Here is a 12,545-nt window from a genome sequence, read left to right on the forward strand (position 1 = left end):
CGGACGGAACTTCGATAGAGACGGTGCTGCAATAAAGCATGCGGGGTCCCCGCCGCCAGTGGTGCGGGCGAGATTGACCCGGAGGCGACAGGACCCGCTGGCTATTAGGTTGCTGACTTAGACCGTAGCGGGCGCCGCCGCCTCGGGCGCGCCAGCGGGGCGGATCGCCAGCACCGCCTCGATGTCCGGCTCGTCGATCTGGTCCGGCCGCAGATGGTGGTCCGCATAATCGCGCCAAAGGCCGGAGGTGAGGAACAGGTCGAGCAGGTCCGGGTCGAGGTGGTTGTCCCGCTTCATCGCCCCCATGATGCGGATCGCCTCGCTCAGCGTCTTCGCCTTGCGGTAGGGCCGGTCGGCGGCGGTCAGTGCCTCGAACACGTCGGCGATCGCCATCATCCGCGCAACTTCGCTCATCTGGTCGCGCCTCAGCGAGCGCGGATAGCCGGTGCCGTCCATGTGCTCGTGATGGGCGGCGGCATATTCGGGCACCCGGGTCAGCGGGCCGGAGAAGGGCAGCGCCTCCAGCATCACGATGGTGCGGGTGATGTGGCGGTTGATCTCGTAGCGCTCTTCGGCCGTCAGCGTGCCGCGGGCGATCGAGAGATTGTAGATCTCGCCGAGATTGAGCCGGTTCTCCGGCCGCGCCAGCGTGAAGCCGCGACCGCGCTCCAGCGCGTCGAGCTGGTTGGGGAAATGGGCGATGACGTGGTGCGGCGCGTCGGACAGCAGCGGCTCCTCCGCCGGCAGTGAGCGCTCGGAACCGCGCGCGCGCCGACCGCGCTCGGCCGCGGACACGCCGAGCCGGTCGTCCAGCGTGCGCCGCCAGCGCCGCCCGGCGATGCGCTTCAGCCGCTCGATCTTCTCCGGCTCCATGAACTCGCCGCCCATGTTGCACTCGGCGACGAAGGCGAACTCCTCGTCGAGCTCGCGCCAGGTCCGGTCGCGCTCGGCGCGCAGGGCCGGTTCGTCGCCGCCCTCGGCGAGACCCTTCCAGTAGGTGGTCTCGGCGGCGGATTTCAGCAGCTCGAACCGCATGCGGATCTCGTGGATGCGGTCGGTGATGGTCTCGAGCTTGGTCGCCTTGTCGATCACGTATTCGGCCGTGGTGAGCTTCCCGCAATCGTGCAGCCAGCTCGCGACATCCACCGCCTCCCACTCCTCGGGCGAAAGCGCGAAGCCGGCGAACGGGCCCTCGCGCGTCTCGCAGGCGGCGCGCACCAGGCCGAGCGTGAGCACCGGCACGCGCTGGCAGTGGCCGTTGGTGTAGGGCGACTTGGCGTCGATCGCCTGCGCGACCATGCGGATCACCGCGTCGAGCAGCGCCTTGCGCGATTTCAGCGCCAGCGTGGTCTCGATCGCCACCGCCGCATTGCCGGAGAGCGCGCGGGCGAGGTCGAGGCTGTCGTCCGACACCGTCTCCTCGATCGCGGTACGGTGGAGCAGGGCGAGCCCGCCAATGGTCTCGTCGCCGCGGTCGAGCAGGGGGATGACGGAGCAGCGGAACACCTCGCCCGGCCCCAGCGTGATGCCTTCGGTGAGCTGGGCGAGCACCGGGTCGCCGCCGGTCTCCGTGGCCTCGAGATGAACCACGGTCCTGCGCGCCAGCGCATGCACCAGCCGGCCGCCGAAGCCGGCCGATCCCGCGCCGAACGGGCCGATTGTGGCGAAGGCGCCGAGCGGCTCGCCGCGGCGGTGGACGATGCCGATGAAGCTCTTGCAGCCATCCTCGCTGAGCAGGATCACCCCGGCCTGCGAATGGGTGAGATTGATGGTCTCCTCCAGCAGCCGCCGGACCAGCAGGTCGGGATCGCGTTCGGCCGAGAGCGCGCGGCCGATCTCGATGAAGCGCTGGATGGTGAGGCGCGCATTGCGGATGGCGCGCGAGAGCGTGTCGATCTCGGCCACCGAGGAATGGGTCTCGTCCGGCGCGTCCTTGAAGTTGAAGGACTGGATCGCGTCCGCCTCGTGGGCGATGGCCACCAGCGGCAGGCTCACCGCGCGCGCCGTGAGGCGGATCGCCACCACCACGAACAGGATCAGCGCCAGGCTGATCCAGCCGAGCGTGGCCACCAGGCTGCGCACGCCCGCCATCACCTCGTCATGGGGCATCGCCACCGCCATGCCGAAGGTCCAGGGGCCGACCGCGAGCGGGGCGACGTGGATCATCCAGCGCCTTCCGTGCTCGCTGAAGCTGTCGGCCTGCTTGCCTTCCAGATGCGCCCGCACCGCGGCCAGCATGAACGGCACCACCGGCGGCACCGGCCCCTCCGCCCGCCGTGCCGCCGGCCCGCTGCGCAGGCTCGAGGGCGTGGCGACATTCGCGCTGCTGGCTGCGATCACCGCGCCGCTCTCGTCGGCGATCAGGATCTCGGAGGACGGGGTGCTCTTCATCCGCTTCAGCTCGCTCGACAGGTCGGCGAGGCTGAGGTCGATGCCGACCACGCCGCGCCCGCTGGCGAGGCGGTGCGCGATGGTCACGCCGGTCTCGGCGGTGGCGAAGAAGCGGTAGGGCTGGGTGAGGATCGGCCCGCCCTTCGCCATCGCCTCCACGTACCAGCCGCGCTGGCGCGGGTCGTAGCTGAAGCCGGGACGGTCGAGCGTGCCGACCTTGCGCAGCGCGCCGTCGAGGAAGGTGAAGCCGGCTTCGACCCCGCCGGGGCCGTTAGTCACGCTCTGCAGCAGATAGGCCGCGTCCGCCCGCGCGCCGAGATTGCGCCGAGCGACGTCGGAGGTCAGGTGACGCAGCAGGAGGAAGTCGCCATTGTCGTAGCCGACATAGATCGCGGAGGTGTAGGGCATCGTGTCCATCACGATGCGGAACCGCTCGATCAGCTCGCCGCGATCCTCGATCTCGGGCGAGCCGAGCTGCGGATCGGCGGCGAAGAGCTGCGTCAGCAGGTCGAGGCTGTTGAAGCTCTTGTCGATATGCGAGCGGCTCTCGCCGGCCATGCGGGCGAACAGCGTCCCGGTGGCGTCCTCCAGTATTGCCGCAGCGCGGTTGTTGACGAGGAACACGATTCCCGCCAACGCGAGCGTCACCGTGACGCCGAACACCAGCGCGAGGTGAGTATCAAGGCGCCTCTTCACCATGACGGGCGCCCTCCCTCGGGAGCTGTTCGCCAAATGGCGACCCGCTACGTTTCGAATTAACGACGACGTTCGAACCAATACAAGCGTATTTCGCTACCCGCGCCGCCGGTGGACAGGATGATCGCGCCGGCATTCGACTTCCGGCGGGGATGCGCGGGGAAGGCCGATGTGCGACTTGTATCGCGCACGATCAAACCACGGGCAGAGGTGGGGGCGTACCAGGATGAGGGCACGGCGCGGGCGCGGCCAGGCCGGAGGTCGGCCGATGCGGGGCGGGCGGTGAGCGTCGCGGCCGCAGGCGCGCCGCACGGCTCCGCTGCGTGCCCGGATTCCCGAACCTTCGGGCGCGACGGGCTGGGCTGCGCGCAGGCCGCGCTCGGCCGCGACCAGGAGCTGCACGGCGCCGGCTTCGCGATCTACCGCAAGGCGCATGGTGCCCCGTACGGCGCCTCGAATGGCGCCCCGCATCCGGGCGCACCGGTCGGCGGGGCGACCGGCCGGGTCGAAACGCCGGCGAGCCGGCGCGGGCTGCTCGCGGGCGTGGCGCTGGCGGCCGGACATCGCCGCCGCATCTTCGAGGGCAATCGCTCGGCCGCGGTCCAGTTCGACGAGGGCGCCTGCTATGTGCGCTCCTTCTCCGACCCCTATCGTGCGGATGTGGAGACCGGCTTCGACTTCTTCCTGCTGGAGCTGGCCCCCGCCGCGCTCGACCGGACCTTCGCCGAGCTCGACCTGCCGGCGGCCGAAGGGCTCGCCTGCCGCCCGGGCGAGAAGGACCCGGTTCTCGCTGCCCTTGCCGGCGCGCTGCTGCCCGCGCTCGAGCGGCCGGATCACGCCGCGCCGCTCTTCGTCGAGCAGGTCGTGTGCGCCATGCAGACCCATCTCGCCGCCCGCCATCACGGCCGGCCGCCGCGCTGCGGGCACTGCCTCGCCCCGCGCCGTCTCGCCCCGCGTCAGGTCGCCCGCGCCAAGGAGATGCTGCTGGCCGGCATGGACGGCACGGTGCTGATCGCCGACATCGCCGATGCCTGCGGCGTCTCGCGCAGCCATTTCATCCGTGGCTTCCGCGAGGCGACGGGCGCGACCCCGCATCACTGGCTGGTGGTGCAGCGCGTGACCCGTGCGCTGGCGCTGCTCGCCCATTCGCGCCTGCCCCTCGCCGAGGTCGCGGTCTCGTGCGGCTTCGCCGACCAAAGCCACATGACGCGGCTGGTCGCCCGCCTGACCGGGACCACGCCCGGCGCCTGGCGGGGACGGCACTGATGCCGGCCGGCGTCGCCTGCGCCGCCACGGCGCACTTTTGTTCAATACGCCCGCGCGCCCACGAGGCACACAGGTGCCCGCGCGTCCGAGCCATCTTCAGAGGGCTCCGGCCCGGCCGATCTTCGCCCGCGCGCCCCGGCGTCCCTCTCCGGGGACGGCCCGCCACGGCGGGACCTTGCCTCAGCCTAACGTGCCCGCAGTTCGTCTCACCATGTGAAGGAACGCATCATGCCCAGCATCACCACCAAGGACGGCGTCGAGATCTTCTACAAGGACTGGGGTCCGAAGGACGCCACGCCGCTGGTCTTGCACCATGGCTGGCCGCTCTCCGCCGACGACTGGGACGCCCAGCTCCTGTTCTTCCTGGCCAAGGGCTACCGCGTCGTCGCCCATGACCGGCGCGGCCATGGCCGCTCGAGCCAGGTCTGGGACGGCCACGACATGGACCACTACGCCGCCGACGTCGCCGCCGTGATCGAGCATCTCGACCTCAAGGGCACGGTGAACATCGGCCACTCGACCGGCGGGGGCGAGGCGCTCCACTACACGGTGAAGCACGGCAAGGGGCGCGTCGCCAAGCTGGTGCTGATCGGCGCCGTGCCGCCGCTGATGCTGAAGACGCAGGCTAATCCGGGCGGCCTGCCGCTCGAGGTGTTCGACGGCTTCCGCGCCGCGCTCGCCGCCAACCGCGCGCAGTTCTTCCTCGACGTGCCGGCCGGCCCGTTCTACGGCTTCAACCGCGAGGGCGCGAAGGTCTCCCAGGGGGTCATCGAGAACTGGTGGCGCCAGGGCATGATGGGCGGCGCCAAGGCGCATTACGACGGCATCAAGGCCTTCTCCGAGACCGACTTCACCGAGGACCTGAAGGCGGTCGACGTGCCGACCCTCGTCATGCATGGCGACGACGACCAGATCGTGCCCTTCGCCGATTCCGCCCCGCTGTCGGCCAAGCTCGTCGCGGGCAGCGTGCTCAAGGTCTATGAGGGCTTCCCGCACGGCATGTGCACCACCCATGCCGAGGTGATCAACGCCGACCTGCTCGCCTTCATCGAGAGCTGACCCGGCTGCGCCGGCCGCCCGCCTTTCGCGGCGCGGCCGGCACTCGGCACTGCGCGCTCAGCGCCCGGCGGCGGCCTGGCCGACCGCCCAGTCGCAGAAGGCGGCGGCCAGCGCCGCCTTCTCGCCCGCCGGCGCGTAGCCGAGCCGGTAGTCCGGCCCGTGCACCCGCAGCTCCGGGAAGGGCTCGGCGAGGTCGCCGCGCTCGACCAGATCGGCCACCACCTCGATCGGCGCGGCGATCACCCCCTGCCCGGCCAGCGCCGCCTCGAGCGCGATGTAGAAATGGCCGAAGCGCGCCGCCCCGGCGGCGAGGTCCGCCGGCAGGCCGGCGGCCACCAGCCAGCGCGCGAGCTCGCCCGGGCGGGTGACGGATTCCAGCAGCCGAACCCCCTCGCGCCCGGCCGGCGCGCCGAGCCGCTGCATGAGACCGGGCCGCGCCGCGAGGTCGGGGCGCGCCATCAGCCCGATCTCCTCGCGCAGCAGGGCGAAGCTGCGCAGATCCCCCTGCAGCGCCTCGCCGCGCCGGATCACCACGTCGAACGGAATCCCCGACCAGTCCTCGCCCGTGTGCATCGGGCGCACCCGCACGTCGACCTCGCCGGCCTTCGCCTGGAAGTCCGGCAGGCGCGGCATCAGCCAGCGCATGGCGAAGGTGGCGGGGGCGATCACCTCCAGCACCTGCGGCACGGCCTGCGGCTGGAACGCCTCCGCAGCCGAGGCGACGAGGTCGAGCGCGGCGCCGGCGGCGCGGGCGAACTGGGCCGCGGCGGGCGTCGCTACCATGCGCCGGCGGTTGTTCTCGAACAGCGGCGTGCCGAACCAGGCCTCGATCGCCGCGAGCTGCTTGCTGACCGCGCTGTGGGTGACGCCGAGCTCCTCCGCCGCCTCCGTCACCGAGCCGATGCGCGCCACCGCCTCGAACGCCACCAGCGCCTTGAGCGGCGGAAGGGTACGTCGCATGTCCTGTGTTCCGAAATCTCTTCTGTTCCAAAAGCTCACATAGTGACGGAACTAATATCGCTTTACTCACGCTGGCAATACTAAATAATAAAACACATAGAATAACTCACGATGCGTCGGCAAATCGATAAGCATACGCATTGTTTGCGACAGTTTAATTACGGAATCATCAGATGGATATGGCATTGCCCGGCGCCGGCGCGCCGCGCGAGGACGAGGTCGTGCGCGAGGAGATGGTCGTGAACGGGCGCCGCTACCGGCGGCCGGCGCGCACCACGGTCGTGATCTGCTTCGACGGCTGCGATCCCGCCTATGTCGAGGCGGCCGCGCGGGCCGGCGTGACGCCGGCGCTGGAGCGGATGCGGCGCGAGGGCGTCGACGCGCTGGCCGAGGCGGCCATGCCGACCTTCACCAATCCCAACAACGTCTCGATCGTCTGCGGCGCTCCGCCTTCCGTGCACGGCGTCGCCGGCAATTTCTACCTCGACCGCGCCACCGGCGAGACGGTGATGATGCTCGACGCGGCGCTGATGCGCGCCCCCACCATCCTCGCCGGGCTGGCGGGCATCGGCGAGAAGGTCGCGGTCGTCACCGCCAAGGACAAGCTGCGCAAGGCGCTGGCCTTCGGGCTGGAAGGCATCGCCTTCTCCGCCGAGCGGGCCGAGGGCACCAGCGAGGCCGAGCACGGCATCGCCGACGCCGCGGGGCTGGTCGGCCTCGCCCGGCCGGACCAGTACTCGGCCGAGCTGTCGCTCTACGTGCTCGACGCCGGCATCCGCCTGATCGAGACCGGCCACGCCCGGCTGCTCTATCTCTCGCTGTCCGACTACGTGCAGCACAAATACCCGCCCGAGGCGCCCGAGGCGCTGGCCTTCATGGCGGCGGTGGATTCGCGCCTCGCCCGGCTGGCCGAGCTCGGCGCGGTGATCGCCATCACCGCCGATCACGGCATGACCGACATGGCGAAGGTCGACGGCACGCCGCGCGTGACCTATCTCGGCGACGTGCTCGACGCCGCCTTCGGCGCCGGCGCGACCCGCGTCATCTGCCCGATCACCGACCCCTTCGTGCGCCACCACGGCGCGCTCGGCGGCTTCGTGCGGGTGCATATCCTGAAGGAGGGCATCGACCCGCAGGCGGTGCGCGCGGCCATCGCCGGCCAGGAGGGGGTCGAGCTGGTGCTCTCCGGCGCCGAGGCCGCCGCCCGCTTCGAGATGCCGGCCGACCGCGAGGCCGACTTCGTGGTGACCGGCACCGAAGGCACCGCGCTCGGCGCGCGGGCTGAGGACCACGATGTCGGCCAGCTCGCCGGCGAGCGGCTGCGCTCGCATGGCAGCCTGCACGAGCAGCGCGTGCCCTTCATCCTTTCGCACCCGCTGACCCAGGATGGCGACACCGCGCGCCTGCGCAACTTCGACATCTTCGATGTCGCGCTGAACCGGGTGGGCTGAGCGATGCGCCGCGCCGTCATCGTCATCCTCGACGGGCTCCGCCGCGATTTCGTGGACGAGCACCGCACGCCGGCCCTCGCGGCGCTGAGCGCGCGGGCCGAATATTTTCCCGGCTATCGATCGGCCTTTCCCTCGGCGACGCGCGTGGTCTCCTCCACGCTGGCGACCGGCTGCTGGCCCGCCCGCCATGGCCTTGCCGGCAACACCATGGCGCTGATCGAGGAAGGCCGACTGGTGCGGCACGACGCCGGCCATCCCGACTTCCTGCAGCACAAGCGGAGCGTCACCGGCGCCTCGCTCGCCGTGCCAACTCTGGCCCAGCGGGTGGCCCGGCAGGGTGGGGCGAAGACCGGCGGGGCGGTGATCTTCAACAATGTCTCGCCCGGCGCCGCCTATGCCCACGACCCGGACGGGCACGGGCGGGTCTACCACCGCGCCGGCTCGTTCGGCCCGGGCCGGATGCCGCTCGCCGACGGGCTCGACGTGACGCTCGACGCCGGCGGCGACCGGATCATGACCCACCGCTTCGTCAACGAGGCGCTGGTGCCCGGCGGCCCCGCGCTGGCGGTGCTTTGGCTCGGCGAGCCCGACCATGTCCAGCATTCCGCGCCGCTCGGCTCGCCCGAGCATCTCGGCGTGCTGAAGGCGGCCGACGCCAATCTCGCCCGCGTGGTGACGGCGGTCGACGCGCTGCGCGCGGCCGGCGAGGACGTGCTGCTGATCGCCGGCTCCGACCACGGCCACGAGACGGTGAGCGGCATCGTTGACATCGAGGACGAGCTGGTCGCCGCCGGCCTGAAGGCGGCCCCCGATTCCGACGACGTGGTGGTGTGCGCCAACGGCACTGCGGCGCTCGTCTATCTCCATCCCGACCATGACGGCCGGCGCGACCGGCTCGGCGACTTCCTCGCTTCGCGTCCCTGGGCCGGGGCGGTGATGGACGCCGACACGCTGCCGAGCGTCGGCCAGGTGGCCGCCGGCGGTCTCGCCTTCGCCGTCTCGATGAAGGGCGACAACCGCCCCAATGCCTTCGGCGTGCCCGGCTCCTGCCTCGCGGTGAAGCCGCAGGGCGGCAAGGCCGACCGGCTCGGCTTCGGCCAGCATGGCGGGCTGAACGCCCATGAGCAGGCCCCGGTGCTGGTTGTCGACGGCCCCGGCTTCGCCGCCGGCGGCAGGCGCGACGCGCCGGTCGCCGTGGTCGACATCGCGCCGACCGTGCTCACCCATCTCGGCCTGCCCGCCGCCGGCATGGACGGCGCCGCCCTGCAGCTTCCCGCCGTGCCGCGCATCCCCGCGCCGCCCGCGTCCCTCCCCACCTTGCTCCACTGCCCGGAGATCCGCTGATGACCACGCTACGCCTCAGCCGCCGCACCTTCCTCGCCGGCACCGCCGCCGCCGGCCTTGCCGGCAGCGTCAACGGCCTGCTGCCCGCCAGCGCCCACGCCGCGAACGCGCCGGCGCGCGGCGGCGTGCTGCGCTATGCGACGCTCGGCCTCGACACCTCCGACCCGCACCGCCACACCGGCTCCATCGCCGTGCAGCAGATCTATGCCGAGGCGCTGACCTCGATCAGCGACGACGGCTCGGTGAAACCGTTCCTCGCCGAGAGCTTCGACATCTCCCCGGACGGCAAGACCTACACCTTCACGCTGCGTGAGGGCGTGAAATTCCACAATGGCGACGTGATGAACGCCGAGGACGTGGTCGCCAACGTCACCCGCGTGAAGGAGAAGGTGAAGGGCGGCTGGCTTGCCTCCGCCATGAAGCTGGTCGACGACGTCAAAGCGAGCGACACCCGCACCGTCGTCATCATCATGCGCGAGCCCTACGCCCCGCTCGTCAACCTGATGAGCGAGCTGTGGATCCTCTCGCCCAGGTCCGAGGGCTGGGACGAGACCATCAAGACCCCGATCGGCACCGGCCCGTTCACCTTCGGCGAATGGCAGCCCAAGGTGAAGCTGACCGCGCCGGCCCACACCGCCTACTGGCAGAAGGGCATGCCCTACCTCGCCGCGATCGAGGCCGACCTGCGCGACGACGCCGACCGCCAGCTTGCGCTGCGCGCCGGCGAGATCGACATCGCCAGCGTGCCGGCCGACATCGCCAAGCAGCTCGCCAGCGACCCGAACCTGCGCGTCTCGCAGCTCAAGGATGCCGGCTGGTACTTCGTCGCCTTCAACAACCGCAAGCCCCGCGCGCCCTTCGACGACGTGCGCGTGCGCAAGGCGATCAGCTACGCGATCGACAAGGCCGCCTTCATCAACTTCGCCTCGGCCGGCACCGGCGTCGTCTCCAACCAGATGGTCGGCCCCGGCAACCTCTATTTCGACGAGGCGTTGTTCAAGGCCGACCCGCACGCCAAGGCCGACCTCGACAAGGCGAAGGCGCTGCTGAAGGAGGCCGGCGTCGACCCGGCCAAGGAGACCATCGAGTTCGTCTCCTGGCAGGAGAGCTACCCGCAGGTCGTGGTGCAGATGGTGCGCAAGCTCGGCTTCAAGGTGAACCATGTCGCGCTCGACGACATCGGCGCCCAGAAGCGGCTCGGCCAGTACGACTGGGACATGAACTGCATGAGCTCGGGCCCGCGCGCCGACGTGTTCCTGCGCTATGTCCGCATGATGAGCGACGGCCCGAACCCGGTGCTGTGGGGCGGCGTGCAGGACGCGGACTACGACGCGCTGGTGAAGAAGGCGGTCGCCGAGACCGACCTCGCCACCCGCCGCCAGCTCTATCTCGACGCCTGGAAGATCGTGATGGACAAGTACTACGTCGTCGCGCTCGGCCTCGACGCCGACCAGATCGTCATCCGCAAGGACGTGCAGGGCTACGAGCCGGGCTTCACCTGGTCGCCGAACCGGGTGGATGGCGGCGTCGCCCAGACCTGGCTCGCGGGCCGGTCGTGACCCTCGCGCTGCCCTCCGAGGCACGCGGCACGGTGCGCCGGGGGATCTCCCCGCGCACCGCGCTCGCCGCGCTCGCGCTGGCGCTGATCGTCGCGCTGGCGCTCGCCGCGCCGCTGATCGCGCCGTTCGACCCGCTGGACCAGGACCTGCTGGCGCTGAACATGCCGCCGGGGCCGGCGCACTGGCTCGGCACCGACCATATGGGGCGCGACGTGTTCTCCCGCCTCGTCATTGGCGCGCGCACGACGCTGATCGTGGGTTTCGGCGGCGCGCTGGTCGCCTTCGCGCTCGGGGCCGGGTTCGGCCTCGTCGCGCTCTCCTTCGGGCGCTGGGCGGAAGCGGCGATGTTCGCCGTCATCGACCTCGTGCGCGCCCTGCCGGACGTGCTGCTGGCGCTGCTGCTCATCGTCGCGCTGGGGGCGGGCGCAGGGCCGGTGGTGATCGCGCTCGGCATCGCCTTCGCCCCCTTCTTCGCCTATGTGGCGCGGGCGACCTTTCACCGCGAGAGCGTGAAGGACTACGTGGCGGCGGCGAGGCTGTTCGGCGGCGGCCGGCTGCATGTGCTGCGCCTGCACCTCGCGCCGAACCTCGCCGGCGGCCTTGTCACCCAGGCGGCGATCCTGCTGCCGCGCTGCGTGGTGACCGAATCGGTGCTGAGCTTTCTCGGCCTCGGCTCCTCGCCGGACGCGCCGACCTGGGGCCGCATGGTGGCGGATGCCAGCCGCTACATCGAGGTGTCGCCGCACGCGATCCTCGCCCCGGTGATCGCCATCATCGTGCTCACCCTCTCGCTGTCCATCCTCGGCGAGGCGGTCCGGCGCGGGCTCGACCCGCTGCGCGAGATGCGGGGGGGCATGTGATGGCCGCCGTCACGCTTTCCCGTGCATTTCCCCGCCTTCTCGCCCGCCTGCTGCCGGTCGGACTCGCGCTGGCGCGCATGGCCGCGCAGGCGGTGGGGATCGTGGTGATCGTGTTCCTGCTCGCCCGCCTCATTCCCGGCGACGCGGTCGACGTGAAGGGGCTGGAGGGCGACCTGACCGCCGCCCAACAGAGCGAACTGCGCCACCAGCTCGGCCTCGACCGGCCGGTCGCCGAGCAGATGGCGGCCTGGAGCTGGCGCGCGCTGCACGGCAACTTCGGCGATTCCATCCGCTTCGGCCGGCCGGTCTCCGGCATGCTGGCGACCGCGGTGCCGGAGACGCTGCTGTTCACCGGGCTCAGCTTCGCCTTCGGGCTGCTGCTCGCGGCCGGGGTCGCGGTCGGCGCCGTGACCACCGGCAACCCGGTGCTGCGGGGGCTGGTGAACTTCTTCAACGTCTGGTCGGTGGCACTCCCCACCTTCTGCGTCGGCGTGGTCGGCATCCTCGTCTTCTCGATTTGGCTGAACTGGCTGCCGGTGTTCGGCTCGCTGGTGCTGCCGGTGATCATCATCGGCATCGACAGCGCCGGGCTGATCGTGAAGCCGCTCTATGAGGAGCTCGCCGAGGCGGCGACCTCCGCCCATGTGCGCACCGCCCGCGCCAAGGGGCTGCCGGGCTGGCGCGTCACGCTGCGCCACCTGCTGCCCACCGCCGTGCCGGTGACGCTGGCGCTCTCCGGCCTCGTGCTCACCAGCCTCGTCGCCGGCACCATCACCATGGAGGTGCTGTTCGGCCTGCCGGGCATCGGCAGCCTGATGCTGAACGCGATCCACGGCCGCGACTACCCGGTGATCCAGGCCACCATCGTCGTCGTCGCGGTGGCGCTGGTGGCGATGAACGCCGCGACCGACCTGCTGCATCGCCTGATCGATCCCCGCATGTCCTCGTGAGAAGGCGGC

Annotated in this window: 9 protein-coding genes; 7 read left to right on the plus strand and 2 right to left on the minus strand. The window is 71.1% G+C overall.

Going from position 1 to position 12,545, the window contains the following annotated elements:
• Positions 1-117: 117 nt before the first annotated feature.
• Positions 118-3,090, minus strand: a complete 2,973-nt coding sequence (locus NVS89_RS12095) for an HD domain-containing phosphohydrolase (RefSeq protein WP_258732997.1) — start codon at positions 3,088-3,090, stop codon at positions 118-120.
• 279 nt (positions 3,091-3,369) lie between these two features.
• On the opposite strand from NVS89_RS12095, the gene NVS89_RS12100 reads away from it, so the two are divergent.
• Positions 3,370-4,353: a helix-turn-helix transcriptional regulator gene (locus NVS89_RS12100; protein WP_258732998.1), complete on the plus strand. Its 984-nt coding sequence runs from the start codon at positions 3,370-3,372 to the stop codon at positions 4,351-4,353.
• Between the two features lie 228 nt (positions 4,354-4,581).
• A complete protein-coding gene (locus tag NVS89_RS12105) occupies positions 4,582-5,412 on the plus strand; it encodes an alpha/beta fold hydrolase (RefSeq protein ID WP_258732999.1) in 831 nt (276 codons plus the stop codon).
• A 57-nt stretch (positions 5,413-5,469) separates the two neighbouring features.
• Here the strand turns inward: NVS89_RS12105 and NVS89_RS12110 are convergent, their stop codons facing one another.
• A complete protein-coding gene (locus NVS89_RS12110; RefSeq protein WP_258733000.1) occupies positions 5,470-6,372 on the minus strand; it encodes a LysR family transcriptional regulator in 903 nt (300 codons plus the stop codon).
• A gap of 173 nt (positions 6,373-6,545) precedes the next feature.
• On the opposite strand from NVS89_RS12110, the gene phnA reads away from it, so the two are divergent.
• From phnA to NVS89_RS12135, 5 genes are read left to right on the plus strand one after another with little or no spacing between them, the layout of a single operon-like run.
• Positions 6,546-7,823, plus strand: a complete 1,278-nt coding sequence (phnA, locus tag NVS89_RS12115) for a phosphonoacetate hydrolase (protein ID WP_309486543.1) — start codon at positions 6,546-6,548, stop codon at positions 7,821-7,823.
• Positions 7,824-7,826: 3 nt separating this feature from the next.
• Positions 7,827-9,167, plus strand: a complete 1,341-nt coding sequence (locus tag NVS89_RS12120) for an alkaline phosphatase family protein (protein ID WP_258733001.1) — start codon at positions 7,827-7,829, stop codon at positions 9,165-9,167.
• Positions 9,167-10,726 (plus strand): ABC transporter substrate-binding protein, encoded by a 1,560-nt coding sequence (locus tag NVS89_RS12125; RefSeq protein WP_258733002.1) that lies wholly within the window; start codon positions 9,167-9,169, stop codon positions 10,724-10,726. Before NVS89_RS12120 ends, NVS89_RS12125 begins: the two co-directional genes overlap by 1 nt.
• The gene (locus NVS89_RS12130) at positions 10,723-11,586 is read left to right on the plus strand and encodes an ABC transporter permease (RefSeq protein ID WP_258733003.1); all 864 of its coding nucleotides are present in this window, start codon (positions 10,723-10,725) and stop codon (positions 11,584-11,586) included. Before NVS89_RS12125 ends, NVS89_RS12130 begins: the two co-directional genes overlap by 4 nt.
• Positions 11,586-12,536 (plus strand): ABC transporter permease, encoded by a 951-nt coding sequence (locus NVS89_RS12135; RefSeq protein ID WP_258733004.1) that lies wholly within the window; start codon positions 11,586-11,588, stop codon positions 12,534-12,536. Before NVS89_RS12130 ends, NVS89_RS12135 begins: the two co-directional genes overlap by 1 nt.
• Positions 12,537-12,545: the final 9 nt, after the last annotated feature.

Origin of the sequence: Ancylobacter mangrovi (assembly GCF_024752355.1) — a bacterium.
Taxonomy (GTDB): Bacteria; Pseudomonadota; Alphaproteobacteria; order Rhizobiales; family Xanthobacteraceae; genus Ancylobacter; species Ancylobacter mangrovi.

What these genes read in the sequence shown, in the direction of transcription:
- NVS89_RS12095 (WP_258732997.1), bottom strand. Translation starts at nt 3,090, where the DNA reads ATGGTGAAGAGGCGCCTTGATACTCACCTCGCGCTGGTGTTCGGCGTC.
- NVS89_RS12105 (WP_258732999.1), top strand. Translation starts at nt 4,582, where the DNA reads ATGCCCAGCATCACCACCAAGGACGGCGTCGAGATCTTCTACAAGGAC.
- NVS89_RS12110 (WP_258733000.1), bottom strand. Translation starts at nt 6,372, where the DNA reads ATGCGACGTACCCTTCCGCCGCTCAAGGCGCTGGTGGCGTTCGAGGCG.
- phnA (WP_309486543.1), top strand. Translation starts at nt 6,546, where the DNA reads ATGGATATGGCATTGCCCGGCGCCGGCGCGCCGCGCGAGGACGAGGTC.
- NVS89_RS12120 (WP_258733001.1), top strand. Translation starts at nt 7,827, where the DNA reads ATGCGCCGCGCCGTCATCGTCATCCTCGACGGGCTCCGCCGCGATTTC.
- NVS89_RS12125 (WP_258733002.1), top strand. Translation starts at nt 9,167, where the DNA reads ATGACCACGCTACGCCTCAGCCGCCGCACCTTCCTCGCCGGCACCGCC.
- NVS89_RS12135 (WP_258733004.1), top strand. Translation starts at nt 11,586, where the DNA reads ATGGCCGCCGTCACGCTTTCCCGTGCATTTCCCCGCCTTCTCGCCCGC.